Source organism: Streptomyces sp. NPDC104202, from assembly GCF_055584185.1.
The window spans coordinates 258844-276291 of record NZ_JBVJMN010000001.1; the positions used below are offsets into that span (position 1 = coordinate 258844).

Annotated in this window: 14 protein-coding genes; 5 read left to right on the plus strand and 9 right to left on the minus strand. The window is 75.2% G+C overall.

From position 1 onward, the window contains the following. The first annotated feature begins 29 nt into the window (after positions 1-29). Positions 30-1010 (plus strand): Acg family FMN-binding oxidoreductase, encoded by a 981-nt coding sequence (locus ACZ60W_RS01220; protein WP_469753267.1) that lies wholly within the window; start codon positions 30-32, stop codon positions 1008-1010. Between the two features lie 135 nt (positions 1011-1145). Here the strand turns inward: ACZ60W_RS01220 and ACZ60W_RS01225 are convergent, their stop codons facing one another. Together ACZ60W_RS01225 and ACZ60W_RS01230 are read right to left on the minus strand one after the other, a co-directional pair. Then, a complete protein-coding gene (locus ACZ60W_RS01225) occupies positions 1146-3536 on the minus strand; it encodes a glycoside hydrolase family 65 protein (RefSeq protein ID WP_469753241.1) in 2391 nt (796 codons plus the stop codon). Continuing rightward, positions 3533-4300, minus strand: a complete 768-nt coding sequence (locus ACZ60W_RS01230) for an HAD family hydrolase (RefSeq protein ID WP_469753242.1) — start codon at positions 4298-4300, stop codon at positions 3533-3535. The genes ACZ60W_RS01225 and ACZ60W_RS01230 overlap by 4 nt, the downstream gene beginning before the upstream one ends. 421 nt (positions 4301-4721) lie before the next feature. Between ACZ60W_RS01230 and ACZ60W_RS01235 the strand changes: the two genes are divergently transcribed. Further along, positions 4722-5396, plus strand: a complete 675-nt coding sequence (locus tag ACZ60W_RS01235; protein ID WP_469753243.1) for a CBS domain-containing protein — start codon at positions 4722-4724, stop codon at positions 5394-5396. Positions 5397-5649: 253 nt separating this feature from the next. Continuing rightward, the gene (locus ACZ60W_RS01240; RefSeq protein ID WP_469753244.1) at positions 5650-6312 is read left to right on the plus strand and encodes a DUF4389 domain-containing protein; all 663 of its coding nucleotides are present in this window, start codon (positions 5650-5652) and stop codon (positions 6310-6312) included. Between the two features lie 81 nt (positions 6313-6393). Here the strand turns inward: ACZ60W_RS01240 and ACZ60W_RS01245 are convergent, their stop codons facing one another. The 6 genes from ACZ60W_RS01245 to ACZ60W_RS01270 all read right to left on the minus strand — a co-directional run bounded on the left by ACZ60W_RS01245 (position 6394) and on the right by ACZ60W_RS01270 (position 11444). Next, a complete protein-coding gene (locus ACZ60W_RS01245) occupies positions 6394-6990 on the minus strand; it encodes an Rv1733c family protein (protein ID WP_469753245.1) in 597 nt (198 codons plus the stop codon). A gap of 50 nt (positions 6991-7040) precedes the next feature. Beyond that, complete coding sequence (locus tag ACZ60W_RS01250; protein WP_469753246.1) at positions 7041-7544, minus strand: flavodoxin domain-containing protein; 504 nt, start codon at positions 7542-7544, stop codon at positions 7041-7043. Further along, the gene (locus tag ACZ60W_RS01255; RefSeq protein WP_469753247.1) at positions 7541-7993 is read right to left on the minus strand and encodes an Hsp20/alpha crystallin family protein; all 453 of its coding nucleotides are present in this window, start codon (positions 7991-7993) and stop codon (positions 7541-7543) included. The genes ACZ60W_RS01250 and ACZ60W_RS01255 overlap by 4 nt, the downstream gene beginning before the upstream one ends. Before the next feature lie 428 nt (positions 7994-8421). Next, a complete protein-coding gene (locus tag ACZ60W_RS01260) occupies positions 8422-9390 on the minus strand; it encodes a universal stress protein (RefSeq protein WP_469753248.1) in 969 nt (322 codons plus the stop codon). Beyond that, positions 9387-10292 carry a universal stress protein gene (locus tag ACZ60W_RS01265; RefSeq protein ID WP_469753249.1) on the minus strand — a complete coding sequence of 302 codons (906 nt, stop codon included), beginning with the start codon at positions 10290-10292 and terminating at the stop codon, positions 9387-9389. The genes ACZ60W_RS01260 and ACZ60W_RS01265 overlap by 4 nt, the downstream gene beginning before the upstream one ends. 216 nt (positions 10293-10508) lie before the next feature. Beyond that, positions 10509-11444 carry a universal stress protein gene (locus ACZ60W_RS01270; protein WP_469753250.1) on the minus strand — a complete coding sequence of 312 codons (936 nt, stop codon included), beginning with the start codon at positions 11442-11444 and terminating at the stop codon, positions 10509-10511. Positions 11445-11715: 271 nt separating this feature from the next. Here ACZ60W_RS01270 and ACZ60W_RS01275 point away from each other — a divergent pair, with 271 nt between their 5' ends. Beyond that, positions 11716-12570: a universal stress protein gene (locus ACZ60W_RS01275; RefSeq protein ID WP_469753251.1), complete on the plus strand. Its 855-nt coding sequence runs from the start codon at positions 11716-11718 to the stop codon at positions 12568-12570. Between the two features lie 72 nt (positions 12571-12642). Here ACZ60W_RS01275 and ACZ60W_RS01280 read toward each other — a convergent pair whose 3' ends face one another. Beyond that, positions 12643-14718: a SpoIIE family protein phosphatase gene (locus tag ACZ60W_RS01280; RefSeq protein ID WP_469753252.1), complete on the minus strand. Its 2076-nt coding sequence runs from the start codon at positions 14716-14718 to the stop codon at positions 12643-12645. A 601-nt stretch (positions 14719-15319) separates the two neighbouring features. Here ACZ60W_RS01280 and ACZ60W_RS01285 point away from each other — a divergent pair. Next, the gene (locus ACZ60W_RS01285) at positions 15320-17326 is read left to right on the plus strand and encodes an ATP-binding protein (RefSeq protein ID WP_469753253.1); all 2007 of its coding nucleotides are present in this window, start codon (positions 15320-15322) and stop codon (positions 17324-17326) included. Positions 17327-17448 lie beyond the last annotated feature (122 nt).

Below are 17448 nucleotides of genomic sequence, written 5' to 3' on the forward strand. Positions count from 1 at the left end.
GCACACGGTCGGGAGGAAACGTGACCACCATGACTCCGCACCGGGCGCTCGTGGCGTCGCTGGTCGGGGAAGCCGTGACCGCGCCGTCGATGCACAACGCGCAGCCGTGGCGGTTCGTCCACCGGGAGGGCGGTGAGGTCGTCGCGCTGTACGGCGACCCTTCGCGCGAGATGCCGCGCGAGGACCCCGACCACCGGGCCCTGCACCTCGGGTGCGGAGCCGCCCTGTTCAACCTGCGGGTCGCCGCCGCCCACCGCGGCTGGAACGCCGTTCCGCGGCTGTTGCCGACGCGGGGGGACCCGTGGCACTTCGCCGACGTGCGTCTCGGCCGCACGGCCGTCGAGGACGAGGGCCTGGCCGAGCTGTGGCCGGTCCTGCGGAGGCGGCACACCAGCCGGTTCCCCTTCACCGAGGAGCGGATTCCCGTCGAGATCCTGGACGGCCTGAGCGCCGCCGCCGTCCTGGAGGGCTGTCGGCTGGGTGTGCCGGGGGCCTGGCACACCGACACGGTGATGGGCCTGGTGCGCGCCTCGGAGATGTTCGAGTCGGCGGACGCGTCGGTGCGTGCGGAGATCGCCCGGTGGGTGCGGACGGGCGCGGCGGGTGAGGGTGGTGCCGCCGAGGGGATTCCCTCGTACGCCCTGGGACCGCGCCAGTACGACGTGACCTCGCCGGTGCGCGACTTCGACGCGACGCGCCGCGTGGACGACCGGTCGTCGGCCCGCTTCGAGAAGCGCCCCCAGATAGCTCTGCTCGGCACGGCCGAGGACACACCGGCCGACTGGCTGAGGGCGGGGCAGGCGATGGAGCGCGTCCTGCTGCGGGCGACGCTCGACGGCCTCGCCACCTCCCTCATGTCCCAGCTCCTGGAGTGGCCGGAGCTCCGCTCCGACGCGCGTGATCCGCTGTCCACGACCGGCTTCCTGCACATGGTGCTCCGCCTGGGCTACGGGCCGGGCGGCAGCGCCACCCCGCGTCGGCCGGTCTCCGAGGTGCTGTCCTTCGTCTGAGGCCGTCGCAGTCCGCCTTGTCCTTCGTCTGAGGCCGTCGCAGTCCGCCCTGTCCTTCGTCTGAGGCCGTCGCAGTCCGCCTGTGGGCGCCGGACCGGGATCGCGTCCGCCTGCACGCGTCCGGCCCGTGCCACGTCAGAGCCGGAACCAGCGTTCCTCCCCCGGTGCGACGGTGCGGCGTCGTTCGCCGGGAAGCACGACGGTCAGCGGACCGGTGGAGGTGGCGGGGACGTGGATGGCCAGGCGGCCGGGGAGGACGCGGAGGCGTACGCCGTGGTGGCCGCCGGCGCAGAGGGTGAAGGCGAACCGCGGGAGTTGCCGGAGGGCGACGGGGGCCACCCGGAGCCCCTCGGGGCCGGCGCGGAGGCCGGTGATCCCGCGTTCGACGAGGTCGATCGTGCCGGCCATGGCGCCGAGGTGGATGCCCTCGGCGGTCGTGCCGCCCTGGACGTCGGCGACGTCGGCGACGAGTGCCTCCTCGCAGTACCGCCAGGCGTCGGGGCCTTTCTGCCGGGCGAGGATCCAGCCGTGGACGAGGCTGCTGAGCGTCGAACCGTGGCTGGTGCGCAGCAGGTAGTAGGCGACGGTGGCGCGCCAGACGTCGTCGTCGAGCCGGTGTCCGAGGCGGGTGAAGAGCGCGGAGAGTTCGTCGGGCCGGAAGAGGTGTCCGAGCATGAGGGTGTCGGCCTGTTTGGACGCCTGGTAGCGGTTGACCGTGTCGCCCTCGGCCTCCAGGATCCGGTCGAGCCTGCGGATGTCGCCGTAGCGGGCCCGGTACGCCTCCCAGTCGAGCTCGGCGAGGTCGCCGTAGCCGGCGAACTGGCTCGGCACGCCCTGGTGGAAGGGGATGTGCAGCCGTCGGGAGACGTCCTCCCAGCGGGCGAGTTCCGTGTCGTCGAGGGAGAGCGCGTCGCGCAGGTGCGACCGTCGGGCGGCCGGCAGGTCGTCCACGAGGTCGAGGCCGCGGGCGAGCACCCAGGCGGCGGTCGCGTTGGTGTAGGTGTTGTCGTCGATGCCGGGTGCGTCCCGGTCGGGGTAGGCGTCGTGGTACTCGTCGGGGCCGACGACTCCGCGGATGCGGTAGCGCCGGAGGGAGGGGTCGTAGGAGGCGGCACCCGCCCAGTACCGCGCGACCTCCAGGAGGATCTCGGCGCCCTCGGAGTGCAGGAACGCGCGGTCGCCGGTGGATTCGGCGTGGCGCCACACGTTGTAGGCGATGGCGGAGCCGACGTGGCGCTGGAGCCGGGAGTTGTCGGGGAGCCAGCGGCCGGAGCGCGGGTTGAGGTGGAGCTCCTGGGTCTCCTCGCGGCCCGAACTCGCGCTCTGCCAGGGGTACATGGCGCCGGTCGCGCCGGCTCGTCGTGCCGCCTCGCGGGCCGCGGGCAGGCGGCGGTGGCGGTAGAGCAGGAGGGATCGGGCGGTCTCGGGGAAGTGGAGGTCGAGGTAGGGCAGCACGAAGAGTTCGTCCCAGAAGACGTGGCCCCGGTACGCCTCGCCGTGGAGCCCCCGTGCGGGGACGCCGACGTCGAGTGCGGCCGTGTGGGGGGAGAGCGTCTGCAGCAGGTGGAAGAGGTGCAGGCGCAGGATGCGCCCCGCCTCTCCCGGGACGTGCAACTCGCCCTGCTGCCAGAGCCTTTGCCACGCGGCCCGGTGGGCCGCGACGAGCCTGGGGAAGGGCGGGGCGTCCGCGGCCTCGGCGCAGGCCCTCCGTCGGGGGTCGCGCTCGACGGGGTCCGTCGACACGTGCAGCACGAGGGTCTTCTCGACGCTCGCGGACCGGCGGGCGCCGACGGGGAGTCGGTAGGTCTGGACGGTGCCGGTGCCCGTCGCGGCCTCGTGGGCGATGGTGGCGGGCCGGGTGGCCGTGCGGACGGCCAGGGCGATCCCGAAGCCGGGGTCGGTGGTGCGGCAGCCGAGCCAGGCGACGCCGTCCGGGGCGAACCCGGTCCGGTGGTCGGTGAGGTGGCGCCCTTCGAGGTGTCGGTAGCGCTCCACCCCGGCGTTGGTGACGCTTCCGTCGAGGACGGATTCCACTTCGACGGCGCCGCTCCAGCCGTAGGCGCGGAACAGCGTGCTCTGGGCCGCGAGCGTGGCGTCGCCCATGTGCACGATCCGGAGGTGGCTCACCCGGAGTCCCCGGCCGCGGTCGTCCTGGAAGAAGAGGTGCCGGACGAGTACTCCGCCGCGCAGGTCGAGGCGGACGCCGGAGTGGCGCAGTTCAGGGGAGTCGGGGGTCAGCCACTCCCCGGGCGGCCCGCCGTCGGGGAGGCGCCGGTACCGCAGCCGGGTCCAGTCGGGGAGGTTGACGAGGTCCTCGTTCTCGACCTGTGTGCCGGCGACGGCGGAGGTGCGCCGGTCGTAGCAGCCGGCCAGGTAGGTGCCCGGGTAGTGGGAGGGGCCGGCGGCGCACTCGGGGCTGGAGCCGCGGGTGGCGAAGCGGCCGTTGCCGAGGGTGCAGAGGGCCTCGACCAGCCGTTCGCGGTCGGCGGCGTAGGCGTCGTACGTCCAGGTCCAGGCACCCGTCATGCCGCGTCGCCCCGCAGGTGCCGGACCAGCGCCCGCAGATCGGTGACGGTGAGGTCGGCGCCCTGGTCGCGGAGCGGTCCGGTCGCGCTCCGGTCCGGGGTGCGGTCGACACCGACGACGAGGCCGAACCGCCCGCGCCGGGCCGCCCTGACGCCGGCGAGCGCGTCCTCGACGACGGCCGTGCCGCCCGGATCGTGCCCGAGGAGGGCGGCGGCGTGCAGGAACAGCGCCGGGTCGGGCTTCCCGGCGAGGCCGAGCCGGGCGATGTCCTCGCCGTCCACGATCGCGGTGAGGAGCCCCGCGAGGCCGGAGGCCCGGAGCAGGGTCCTGGCGTGCCGGGAGGCCGACACGGCGGCGCACGGCAGATGGGCGGCGCTCAGGGCTTCGAGCGCCGGGGCCGCGTCGGTGAAGACCGGCACGCCCTGGGCGCCGATCAACGAGCGGAACAACTGTTCCTTGTGGGCGGCGACGGATCCGACCGTGCCGGTTCCGGGCGGGTCCCGGGGCGTCCCCACGGGGAGGGCGATGCCCCGGGCTGCCAGGAAGGCCGCAGCGCCGTCGTGGCGGGACTTCCCGTCGACGTAGCGGCGGTAGTCGGCGTCGGGGTCGAAGGGCGGCTGGGGGCCGTCGCCGGTGCGCGCGGCCAGGAGGGCGTCGAACGCGCCCTTCCACGCGGCCGCGTGCACCCGCGCCGAGTCCAGCAGCACCCCGTCGGTGTCGAAGAGGACGGCGCCCGGCGCCCGTGCGGAGGGGCGGCCGCTCACGGTCCCCCTCCCCCGTCCGGATCGGCGGCGTGCCGGAGCCGGACGGACCCGCGGGGCCCTGCCGTCCGGTCACCGGAAGCACGTTCCTCGTGGAGAGCGACCATGTGGCGATCCTCCTCGGCTGCGGTCCCTTCCAGGGTTTCGCGAACCTGAGGCGGCGCAACCGGGAGCGGCTCGCCCGCGACGCCGTCGGCCTCCACGGTGCCGACCTCCACGCCCTCGGCCTCTCCCTCTGTGGTCCCCTCCACGCCCTCGGCCTCTCCTTCTGTGGTCCCCTCCACGCCGGTGAGGTCGTCCTGGTCCGCCGACCCGGGCCCTTCGGCCCTCCGGAGTGCCCTGGCCGGCCCTCCCGGGGCCCGGGGCCCCGCGGGACCGTGGAGGGCACGAGGCCGGAGAAGAGCGGGTCCCCCAGGAGGGCGCCATGAGCGCGCAGCCGTTCGTCGTCGCCGACGTCATGACCAGGAAGGTCGTCGCCGTACGGCCCGACGCGGGGTTCAAGGAGATCGTCGCCGCCATGGAGCGGTGGGGGGAGTCCGCCGTGCCGGTCGTGGAGGGCGCGGGCAGGGTCGTCGGCGTGGTCTCCGAGGCGGACCTGCTCCTCAAGGAGGAGTTCCACGACCACCGCCTCGGCATGGTCGAGCAGGCGCGCCGCAACGACGCCACCGCCAAGGCCGGCTCCCGCAGCGCCCGGGACCTGATGACCTCGCCTCCGGTGACCGTCTCCCCCGATGCCTCGCTCCCCCGGTGCGCCCGCCTCATGACCGCCCGCCGCGTCAAACGGCTGCCGGTCGTCGACGCGAGCGGCGTCGTCCAGGGAATCGTCAGTCGCTCCGACCTCCTCAAGGTGTTCCTCCGCCCCGACGAGGACCTCGCCGCGGAGGTGCGCAGCGAGGTCGTGGAGCTGTTGTTCCCGCCCCGAGACGGCCAGGCCGACCGGGTCGAGGTACGGGTCGACGCGGGCGTCGTGACGCTGTCCGGTCCCATCCGTGACGGCTCGCTGATCCCGCTCGCCGCGCGGCTGGCGCGCGCCGTGGAGGGCGTGGTGGACGTGCGGTGCGGCCTCACCGCCGTCGGATCCGAGAGGTCCGACCCGTAGCGCGCGGCGGTCCCCGTGCGGAGGCCGCCGCGGACGCGCATGCTCGAAGACACGTCCGGTACGGCGATCACAGCGTCGCGGACGTCGACGACCGGTCCGCGAACGGCATGCGGATGGCGCTCACCGGCGACAGGCCGACGACGCCGGGTCGGCGAGCGCGACTCCGGTCATCGGCGACGGGGCAGGCGCGCCAAGGCCCCGCCGACGGCGTCGTCGCGTCCGCGGGCGGAGAGTCCGAAGCGGCAGGGAAGTGATGAGCATGGACACGCAACGCGCCCCCTACCCGTCGGTGGTGGTCACCGCCCGTCTGGACGCCCCGCTGTCCCGCTGGCTGTGGCTGGTGAAGTGGATCCTGGTCATCCCGCACTGGATCGTGCTCGCCTTCCTGTGGATCGCGTTCTTCTTCGTCACGGTGATCGCGTTCTTCGCCATCCTGTTCACCGAGCGCTATCCACGGGCGCTGTTCGACTTCAACCTCGGCGTCCTCCGGTGGTCGTGGCGCGTCTCGTACTACGCGTACGGCGCCCTCGGCACCGACCGTTACCCGCCCTTCGGCCTGGGGCCGCACCCCGACTATCCCGCGCGGCTCGACGTCGCGTACCCGAAGCGGCTGTCGCGTTCGCTCGTCCTGGTCAAGTGGTGGCTGCTGGCCATCCCCCAGTACCTGATCATCGCGTTCTTCACCGGGGGCACGCGCGCGACCTGGTGGGGCGGGGGTCTGATCAGCCTGCTCGCGGTCATCGCGGGCTTCGCCGTGATGTTCACGGAGCGCTATCCGAAGGACCTGTTCGCCCTGGTCGTGGGGTTGAACCGGTGGGTCGTGCGGGTCGCCGCCTACGCGAGCCTCATGACGGACGACTACCCGCCGTTCCGCCTCGACCAGGGCGGCACCGAGGAGCCGGACGACCGTCTCTGACGGCCGGGACGCGAGGACCGACCCGGCCTGGGTCGGGCAGGCCGGGTCGAGCCGGATCGGGTCGGGTGGGGTCTGCTCGGGTCACGTGTCGCCGTTCCCGGGGCCGCTGCCCCGGCGGAGCCGGCCGGACCAGACGGGCTCCACCTGCTCCCACTCCCGCTCCCAGACCGCGAGCCTGCGGCCCTCGGTGCGCCGACGCGCGAGCGCCACCACGCCGAGACCCGACGCCCCCATCACGCTCGTCACGGCCACGCCTCCCGCGACCGCCGTCGGGGCGAGTGCCGCGGTGCCGCCCGAAGGGCGGGCCGGGACGCCGTGGTCGTCCACCCAGAGCGGCACGGTGCGCCCCTGGGGCGTGCCCGGCGGGACGGGGATCGTTCCCGACCTGCGGACGGTGTCGGGGTACTCCCAGACCGCGGGCGCGACGGACTGCGGTCCGAGGCCCTGCCGGGTGGTGAGCGAGGCCTCGTCGGCCCGGGCGGTGGTCGTCGCCTGCACCTGGTGCCGATGGGCGGCGAGGGCGCGGTCGGCTCTGATGCCGGCGTTCCACAGCATCCCGGCGGCCACGGCCCCGCAGATCAGGGCGACCGCGAGGACGAGGGTCAGGACGGCACGGCTCACGGGCCTGCCGTCCCCGGGCGCGTCGCGTCGGGGGTCCGGCAGCTCCTGGTGGCTCATCTCGCGCCTCCCGGGTAGGACGGTCCTGCCGATGGTCACGGTGGTGCGGCTCAGCGCGCGGCGCCGAGCTCGTCCCCGATGTGGTGCGCCCACGCCCGGATCCGCGCCGGGTCGCGGAAGTCCCCGCCCTGGCCGTGTCCGACCATGGAGCGGGCGATGCGTCCCGGTGTCTCGGCGGTCAGGGCGCCGCCGAAGGTGACGTGCTCGCGGGCGCCGAGCCGCTCCATCCGGCGGGCGACCCCACGGACGGGCGGGATGTCGTGCTGTTCGGCGGAGCGGTCGAGGGGGCCGCTGCTGAAGAGCCAGACCGGCCGCTTGCGGAGCTGGTCGGCGTTGCGCCGGGCGCAGCGGCTCGCCTTGCCGTTCCAGTGCCCGGCGTAGAGGGCGCCGCCGAGGACGACTCCGTCGTAGCCGCTGACGTCGGTCACGGTGTCGGCGGGCAGGACGACGGCGTCGAAGCCGTCGTCGCGGAGCGCCCGGCCGATCTCGTCGGCGATGCCTGCGGTCGCGCCGTGCCGGCCGCCGTGGGCCACCAGGACGCGCTTCGGGTTCATGACCGCTCACCGCCCTCGCCGCCGGCGCGCCGCACGGGGATGGTCCTGCGGGGCGCGGCCGTCTGCTCGGGCAGCGGGACACGGACGGTGAGGATGCCGTCCGCGTAGGAGGCGTCGACGTCGTCCGCGGGGATCGGCATCGGGAGGCGTACGGTCCGGCGGAAGGTTCCGTAGCGGAACTCCGAGTGTTCCTTGTCCTCCTCGCTCTCGACGTGCTCCGCGCTGACCGTGAGGAGGTCGCCGTCGGCGGTGATCGTGAAGTCGTCGGGGTCCATGCCGGGCAGTTCGGCCCGCACCACGTAGGCGCCGTCACCGCTGGACGCCTCGACGGGGATGGAGTGCGCGGAGTTCCCGGGGCGCCATCCGGGCAGGCCCGGGAACTCCCGGTTGAACCAGTCGTTGAAGTCGGGGAAGCGGCTGTGCCTGCGTTCCGCCTTGTCTGCGGTCATCGTTCTGCTCCTCGTACGCGGGTCCCGGACGGGGCCCGATCGACGGACCAGGGGCGGAGCCCGGTGAGGCTCCTCCCTTCTACCTTCGCCCCCCGGCGGCTCCGGCGCGCAGTGCCCGATGGGGCCGTGCGGGAGGGCCGAACGGGCCGTGCCGGGCGGAGCCGGGTGCGGCCGTGGGGTCGTGCGGCCGTCGCCCGGCCGTGGGCGGACGGGTGTGCAGGGCTTCGTACGCCGCCCGTCGGCTGTCGGCTGTCGGCTGTCGCTCCACCCGTCTCGTCGTCTCGTCTCCGTCGGCTGTCGGTCCACCCGCCTCGTCGTCGTCTCGTCCCCGTCGGCTCTCGGTCCATCCGTCTCGCTGCTGTGTCGTCCCCGTCGGCACCGGCTTCCTCCGTACGCCACGGTCGTCATCGGTCCGCACCGGTCCTGTGTCAGTCCGCCGAGGACGACGGGTCGCCGCGTGCCGGTCGGTCCGGCGCGTCCGGCAGGTGCGGACGGGACCGACCCCCACCGGCCGCGGCCGGAGGGCCGTCCCGTCCTCCCTCCTCGGGGAGGGGCACCGTGATCACGGTGCAGGTGGCGTGGTGGAGGAGCCCGTGGGCCGTGGAGCCGAGGCTCATGTCGGGGAAGCCGCCGCGGCCCCTGCGCCCGACGACGACGGCGAGGGCCTGGCGGGAGGCGCGGGTGAGTTCCTCGACGGGGTGTCCTCGTACGACGGTCCCGTCGACGTCCACCTCCGGGAAGGGCGCGGTATGGCCCGAGAGCGTCTCGGGGAGCATCCGGCGGTGCTCGGCCCCCTCTTCGGCCCCCTCGCCCGTCCCGTCGCCGTGGGTGGACGGCGGGTGGGGTCGTACCCAGACCGCCAGGAGCCGGGCCTCGCGCAGGCGCGCCTCGGCGACGGCGAAGGCGACGGCGGCGCGGCAGTCGGCGCTGCCGTCGACGCCGACGACGATCAGGGGCGGGTGGTCGGCGGTCCGCTCCGGCGCGCGGACCACGACGACGGGACAGTGGGCGAGGGAGGCCAGGGGCACGCCGACCGAGCCGCCGCCGAGGGCCTCGGCCGCCCTGCCGGGAGGGCGTGAGCCCACGACGGCGAGTGCGGCGCCCCGGGTCCGGCCGCGCAGGACGGCGGCGGGGTGCCCGTCGACGAGTTCCGTCGCGGTCCACAGGCCGTCGTACAGCTCCCGTACGAGGTCTTCGGCGTTCGCGAGCGCCGACGCCGCCCGGACGCGCAGCGAGCTGTGAGGGGAACGCGCGGAGTACGGCAGCCGGTCACGGGCCGGCGGAACGGCGCCGACCAGCCTGAGCCGGGCTCCTCTGCGTACGGCCTCGTCGGCGGCCCACACGAGGGCGGGGACGGACAGTTCACGGGGGTCGATGCCGACCAGGACGTCGCTCATGACTCCTCGTCCCGCGCGACGGGGGCGGCAGGGACGATCTCGACCGGGCAGCGGGCGTGGTGGATGAGGGCGTGGGCGACGCGTCCCAGGGACGGCCCGATGCCGAGCGGTCCGCGGCTGCGGCCCATCACGAGCAGGTCGGTGCGGCCGCTCGCCTCGATCAGGATGCCGGGGGTGCACGTGCCGGTCTCCACGTGGTGTCCGACGATCAGCCGGGGACAGAGCAGGCGGACGCGGTCGGCGAGCTCCTTGACCTCGTGGACGCGTCGCCGGGCGATGCCGTCGAGGTCGTCGAGCAGGGTGGCGACGGTGCCGATGTGGGCGAGCACGTTCCAGACGCTCACGATCCGCAGGGCCGCCTTGCGGGCGTCGGCTTCGGCGGCGGCCACCAGGAGCGGGTCGAGGTCGGCGGCGTCGTGCACGGCCGCCGTCACCGACCCCGTCTCGGGCCGGTCGTCTTCGCCGCGGACGACGATGACGGGCACGTCGGCCCGTGCGGCGACGCCGAGTCCGACGGAGCCGAGAAGGAGGGCGGGGAAGCCGCCGAGTCCGCGGTGGCCGACCACGATCGTCCCCTGCCCGCCGGCCGCCTCCCGGAGGCCCGCCACGGTCTCCCGACGGCTGAGTTCCCGGGTGACGCGCAGCTCGGGGTGGTGTTCGCGCACCGCGTCGGCCGTCCCGATCAGCAGGTCACGGCCCGCCTCGCCTACGGCCTGCATCGTCTCGACGTCGGTCCGGTAGGCGCGCCGGTCGGTGTCGGCGGCGTGCACGACACGCAGGGTGCTGCCCCGGAGGTCGGCCTCGGCCGCGGCCCACAGTGCGGCGGTGCGCGCGGAGGGAGATCCGTCGACGCCCACGACGACGTCGCCGAGCCGCGGCCGGACGGGCATCTCGCTGGTCATGGTTCCTCCTCCGGGTAGGCCCCGGGCACCGGAGGCGACGCCGGGAGCGACAGCTCCACGCCGGCACCTGGAAGGGTGTCCTGGGGATGGGCCGTTCGGCCCTGATCGGCGCCTGCCTCATCGGTTCCGCCCCTGATCGGGACCTGCCGTGATCGGGGCCGGCCGTGATCCGGACCCGCGCGGCTCGACGGCTGCCTCCGGCCGCCCGGCCGACGGTCACCCGTCCCCGAGCCCGCTCCCGTCCGCGTCCCCTTCCGCGAGGGTCGGCGGTCGCGCGGGGACGACCGCGACGGGGCAGGAGGCGTGGTGGAGGGCGCGGTGGGCGACCCTGCCGAGCTCCAGGCCGATCAGTCGGTCGCGCCGCCGCGCGCCGACGACCAGCAGGTCCGCGGCGGCCGACCGCTCGGTGAGGACGCGGTGGGCGGGGCCCTCGATCGTGCTCCTGCGGAGCCGGACCCCCGGGTACGCCTCCACCCACGGTGCGAGGGCCTTGTCGAGGAGGTCCGCCGTTCCGTGGGCGAAGGACGCGGCGGACTCCCCTGCCAGGGGCGGGTGGTCCGGGGCTGCGGGGGAGGCGTGTCGCCAGGCGCCCACGACGTCCAGCTCGGCGTCCCGGGCGGCCGCCTCGCGAAAGGCGAAGCGGACGGCCGGGGAGTCGACGTCGTGGGCGCCGACACCGAGCAGGATCCGCTCGTGCCGTGCCTCCACGGCGTGCCGGTCCCCGCGCACGACGATGACCGGTCCCCGCGACCGGGCGGCCACGACGAGTCCGACGGAGCCGAGCAGGAGGTCGGCGAGGTCCCCGCGCCCCCGGGAGCCGACGACCAGGACCATCGCGTCCCGCCCCTCCCGCAGGAGGGCGCTCGACGCGTCCTCCGCGAGCACGTCCGTGGCGACGGCGAGACCGGGAGCGCGGCGCCGGGCCCGGTCGGCGGCCGCTCCGGTGACGTCCTCGGCGAGGACCTGGCCGGAGGGCCGGTCGGTGCCGTGGGCCGGGACGACGCCTTCGTACCGTTCCCAGAGCGACGCGTGCACGATCCGCAGGGGCAGTCCGTGCCGGAGCGCCTCGTCGACCGCCCAGTCCAGCGCCGTGAGACTGCCCGCGGATCCGTCGACGCCCACCACCACGGGACCTGCCACCGGCGGTTCCATCGTCCCCACCGCCTTTCGCGTACGGGACGGCCGGGTGCCGCTTCCTCCACCGTGCCGGTGGGGCGGGCTGCGGCACAGGGTCCGACGGTCCCGGAAGGGGACCGTTCGGCACTCCTGCCGGACGCGCGATCCGCGCCAGGGTGGGAGCCGCGGAGCGCACACGCCCGGGGCATGAGGCGTCCCGCCCGGCACCGGACCGCCGGCGACGGCGGTCCCCGTCCGGGCCGGCGCCGTGCGATCCCGGGACGTCCCTCACGGGAGGTGGACGATCATGCCGAAGGACATCGTGGTCGGCGTCGACGGTACGGAGCAGGCCGACGCGGCGGCCGTGTGGGCGGCCGACGCGGCCGTGCTGCGGGACACCGGCGTCCGTCTGGTGCACGCGAAGGAGGATCGGCCCGAGTCCGTGGCCCCCCAGGCCGTACGGAACTCCGAAGGCCCCTGGGCCGAGGAGCTCCTCGCCCGGACGGCGGACCGGCTGCGCGTGCGGCACCCGGGCCTCCCGGTCACGGTGGCGGTGCTCCCCACCGCTCCCGTGCCGGGCCTCGTCGCGGCGGCCGAGGAGGGTGAGCTGCTGGTCCTCGGTTCGCGGGCGCTCGGCGGATTCGCCGGCTATCTGGTCGGGTCGGTGGGCCTGACCGTGGCCGGAGTCGTCGAACGGCCCGTCGTGCTCGTGCGAGACCTCGACGGCAACGGGTCACGGGGGTCCGTCACGGTCGGCATCGACGTCCGGCACCCCGCGGACGCGGTCGTGGAGTTCGCCTTCGAGGAGGCATCGCGCCGGCGCGGTGCCGTGGACGTCGTCCACGGGGAGCGGCTCCCCCACTACGCCACCCTCGGGCCTGCCATGGTCCCGGACATCCGGCCCGCCGTCGCACCCGAGGTCGCACGCTTCCTGGAGGACCTCCTGGACCCCTGGCGCGCGAAGTACCCCGACGTCACGGCCACCGCTCACGTCGTCATCGGGTCGGCCGGCCTCGAACTCGTGCGGTTCTCGTCCGACGCCGCCCTCGTCGTCGTCGGCCGGCGCACCCGGCGCCCGCCCCTGGGCCCTCGCCTCGGCAGCGTGGCGCACGCGGTGCTCCACCACAGCCGTGCGCCGGTCGCGGTCGTGCCCCACGTCTGACGCGGCGGCGGGCCGACCGCCCAGCGGTGGCGTTCCCCGGGGCCGGTGCCTCGCGTCGACCGGCCGGGCGGGTCAACGCGCGGTGTCGATACGGGCGATGAGGAGCGCGATGTCGTCGTCAGCCGACGCCGGCACGAGGTGCGTGACGAGGCGGTCGCACAGGTCGGCCAGGGACGGGACCGGCGCGGCCAGCAGGTCGGTCAGTTCGGCGAGGCGTTCGTCGATGTCGCTGCTGCGGGCCTCGACGAGGCCGTCGGTGTAGAGGACGAGGAGGCTGCCGAGGGGCAGGGTGACCTCCGTGGTGGTGAACTCGCATCCGCCGACGCCGAGCGGGAGGCCCGGGGGCACGTCCAGCAGGTGCACGGTGCCGTCGGGGAGGACGACCGCGGGCGGCGGGTGGCCCGCCCGGGTGACGCGGCAGAGCCCGGTGGCGGGGTCGACCAGGACCGAGAGGAAGGTCGCGATCATCGGCTCGGCGAGGTCGCGCAGGGCGGCCTCCAGTTGGTACAGCATGTCCTCGGGCGCGAGTTCCAGGCGGGCCAGGGCCCTGACGCTCGCGGAGAGCCGGCCCATCACCGCCGCGGCGGCGGTGCCGTGCCCCATCACGTCCCCGATGACGAGTGCGGCCCGGCCGTCCTTGAGCGTGATGACGTCGTACCAGTCGCCGCCGACCTCGTTGACGTCGCTGGCGGGCAGGTAGCGGTGGGCGACCTCGATGCCGGGCGGCGGGGTGATGTGCTGGGGCAGCATGCTGCGCTGGAGCACGGCGGCGGTGTCGTGTTCGCGGCGGTAGAGGCGGGCGTTGTCGACGCAGACCGCGGCGCGGGCCGCCAGTTCTCCGGCGAGGGCGACCTCGTCGTCGGTGAAGGGGCCGACAGGTCGCGTCCGGTAGAAGGTGGCGAGGCCCAGCACCACGCCGCGGGCGAGCAGCGGCGTCATCATGAACGAGTGCACGCCCAGTCCGAGCAGCTCGACGGGCGTGGAGGAGTACGCGGACGCGGGGGCGATGGCCTGCTCGTCGAACTCGTACACGACGAACGGACGGCGCTCGCCGAGCGCCCGGGTGTACGGGGCGTTGGCCGGGAACGAGAGCGTGCGCCCCAGGGGCGCGAGGGCGGTCGTGACCGCCGATCCGGTCAGCGGCGCCTTGGCCAGGCGGCGCAGGGTGGCCCCGCCCACGAGTCCGGCACCGGTCTCGCCGTCGGCGGCCAGGGTCTCCAGGACGTCGACGGTGACGGCGTCCGCGAGGGAGGGGACGGCCACGTCCGCGAGTTCCTGCGCGGTCCGTTCGAGGTCGAGGCTGGTGCCGATCTTGAGGGTGGCCTCGTTGACCAGCGCGAGGTGCCGGCGGCCCGCGTCGGCCTCCAGCTGCGCCTGCTGCTCGGCCGTGATGTCGATGAGCGTGGCCGCCAGCCCGATCGGGCGTCCGTCGGCGTCCTCCAGCCGGACGTACGAACCCGACCACACGTGGTCGTGGTCCGGATCGGCCGGGGTGCGGCCCGTACGGCGGGAGTCGAGGACCGGTCTCCCGGTCTCCAGGACCGTGCGCATCGCGGCCTCCATGTCGGCGGCGTTGACGTCGGGGAGGAGGTCGACGAGGCGGCGCCCGATGTGGGCGGCCTGCACGAGCCCGTTCATGGCTTCGAGCGCCGGGTTCACCCGGAGGAAGCGCAGCTGGGTGTCGAGGATCCCGATGCCCACCGGGGAACGGGAGAACAGCCCGTCCCACACCGCCGACGAGCCGCGGATCCGCCGCGCCGCCTGCGCCTCGGCGGCGAACACCAGCACCGTCGTCCCGCCGTGGTGCCGGGCCGGGACCGGGGACGCCCAGATCTCCAGGTCGAGGGGGCGTCCTTCCTTGTGCCAGGCGGTGACGGTGCCCATCACCCCGCGTCCGGTGGCCGCACCCTCCCACAGGGACCTGCCGAGACCGCGGTCCGCGCCGGGATGGAGCAGTTCGGCGATGTGCAGACCGAGGACCTCGGGCGGCGTGTAGCCGAGGAGGTCCTGCGCCGCCCGGTCCCAGCGGACGATCGTCCCGTCCTCGCCGGTGGCCACGACGGCGACCGGCAGCGCGCCCAGCCAGCCGCCCGCGTCCCGGGCCGCGCTGGTGGTCACCTCGTCGAAGGGCACCTGCTGTGTAGCCACCGCCACTCCTGTGTCTACGCACCCCTGGACGCCTGCCGTCCTCCTCAGTATGGGCGTCCGCCCCCTGTTCGTCGCGCGGGCCTGCGCCACCGTCGCTCACGGCCCCCGCGCCGTGATCCCGCGTGACCGCCGGGACGGCGGGGCGGAATCCGTCCACGGAATCCGTCCGCGGAGGCCGTACGGCCCGGCATGGGGCGTGGCCGTGCGTGCTCCGTCCGTGGCGCCTCCGGCCGGGGTCGTACGGCGTGCCGGACGCGCCGTCTCCCTACGCCGTCCGGGGCCTGCCCACCTGTCGGGGCCCCGGAGGGGGAGGCCGGGTCGGCGGGACTCATCGCCGCGCGACGAAGGGCGATCCCGGAGGTCCGTGTACCCGGAGGTCCGTGTACCCGGAGGTTCCGTGTACACGGAGGTTCCGTGTCCCCGAAGGTCCGGGTCCCCGCCCCTCACCTCCACGGTGCGCCCCGTGGCCCCGCAGCGGAGGGGCCGTTCGTCCGCCCTTCGGCCCGACCGTCCCAGGGCCCGGCCGCGGGGAAGGGCCGAAAACGATGCATCCGAAACGCCGACGCTCCGGCGCCCGCCGGGGCTCCCCCACAATGCGGGCATGGAGAGTTGGGCGCCGCCGGGGAGCGGGCCGTTCGTGGGGCGGGAGAAGGCGGTCGGGGAGCTGGTGACCCTGTTGGGCACCGAGCGCCTCGTGACGCTGACGGGGACGGGCGGAATCGGGAAGTCACGGCTCGCCGCGCGGGTCGCCGAGGAGTGCGGGCCCGAGCTGTTCGCCGGCGTGCACTGGGTTCCCCTGTGGTCGCTGAGCAATCCGACGCTGCTCACCCCGTTGATCGCCGACGCCTGCGGCCTGTCGGACCATTCGCCCCACAGCCCGGTGGAGACGCTGGCCGGCTGGATCGGCGCTCGCCGCACCCTGCTGGTCCTGGACTCGTGTGAGCATCTGGTCGCCCCCTGCGCCGAGCTGGTGCGGGCGCTCCTGGAGCGCTGCCCCGGGCTCGTGGTGCTTGCGACCAGCCGCGAGCCGCTCGGTCTGGACGGGGAGGCGCTGCTGCACCTCGGCCCCCTTCCTCCGGACTCCGAGGCGATGGACCTGTTCGTCGCCCGCGCGGCCGCCGCGGGGGTGCGGTGGAATCGCCCCGAGGACTTCGTGGCGGCGGCCGAGGTGTGCCGGTGGCTGGAAGGGGTGCCGCTGGCCCTGGAGCTGGCCGCCGCGCGCCTCCCCGGTCAGTCGGTGGGGTCCATGGCCCGGCTGCTGCGCGGGAGGCTCGCCCTCGACGCGAGCGCCGACAGCCGCGTCCAGCCGGCCCGGCACCGCGCGCTGCGGACCACCATCGGCTGGAGCCACGAGCTGTGCGCGCCCCGGGAACGGCTGCTGTGGGCCCGGATGTCGGTGTTCCGCTCCGGGGCCACGGTGGACGACGTGACCCGGGTCTGCCGCGGCGGTCCCCTGACCGACACGGCGCTGGCCGAGGCCCTGGAAGGGCTGGCCCGCAAGAGCGTCGTCACCCTGTCCGACGGCCGGGTGCACGTCTACGACACGGTGCGCGAGTACGGGTCCCTGTGGCTGGCGGAACTCGGCGAGACCCGTCCCGCGGCCGACCGCCACGCCCTGCACTTCCACGCGCTCGCCCTGGCCGCCGAACGCTCCTGGTGGGGACCGGAGCAGTCCACGACGTTCAAGCAACTGAACTCCTGTTACGGCGACTTGTGCGCCGCGCTGGAGCACCTGCTGGCGACCGATCCCCGCAGGGCCGCGGAACTGGCCGGCGCCGTCGGCTTCTTCTGGGCGTGTTCCGGCCATCTGCACGAGGCGGCGCACTACCTGGAGGAGTGCCTGCGGCTCGTCGCCGGTCCTCCGGCCGTCATGGCGAAGCTGTACTGGGCGCTCGGCGTGGTCCGGTGCCTCCAGGGCGACTACGTCCTCGCCGCGCGGCTGGCGGGGCGTGCGGACGTGGAGGCGTTCCGCGCGGAGGACGCGACCCTGCTCGCGGACGCGGCGTACCTGCGGGGGCTCGTCATGCTGCTGCGCGGGGAACCCCTGGACGCGCTCGCCGTCGCCGACCGCGCCCTCGCGCGGCAGGGCTGCGCGGCTCCCGCGGCGGCCCGGTGCCGCCTCGTACGCGTCTTCGCGCTGACGGCCTCGGGCTCCCTGGGCACGGGGCGCGCCGAGGCCGAGGCGCTGCGGAGCGACTCGGTGTCGGCGGGCGAGCACTGGACGCGCTCCTACACCGAGTACCAGCTGGCCGTGATAGCGCTCCAGGAGCGACGGGCTGCCGACGCCGCCGCGCACTCCCGCGCCATGCTGCGGGACAAGCGCCGCATCGGCGACGCCTTCGGGCTCGGCCTGGGCCTCGACCTGCTGGCGGTCGCCCTGGCCGCGCTGGAGCGGGGCGAGGACGCGGCGGTCGCGTACGGGGCCGGGCAGGTGTTCTGGGAGATGGTAGGGCACCCCCAGCGGGGCACTCCGGAGCTGAAGCCGCTGCGCCAGCACGCCGAGCAGTCGGCGCGGCGGCAGATCGGCGACGGTGCGTACGACCAGGCGTACGGGCTGGCCCGGCTCAAGGACCCGTTCATGACGCTGGACACGATGCTGGCGGGGTGACGCGCGGGTGGGAGCGTCGGGACGGGCCGTGGGGGGGGGGGGGGGGGGGGGGGGGGGGGGGGGGGGGGGGGGGGGGGGGGGGGGGGGGGGGGGGGGGGGGGGGGGGGGGGGGGGGGGGGGGG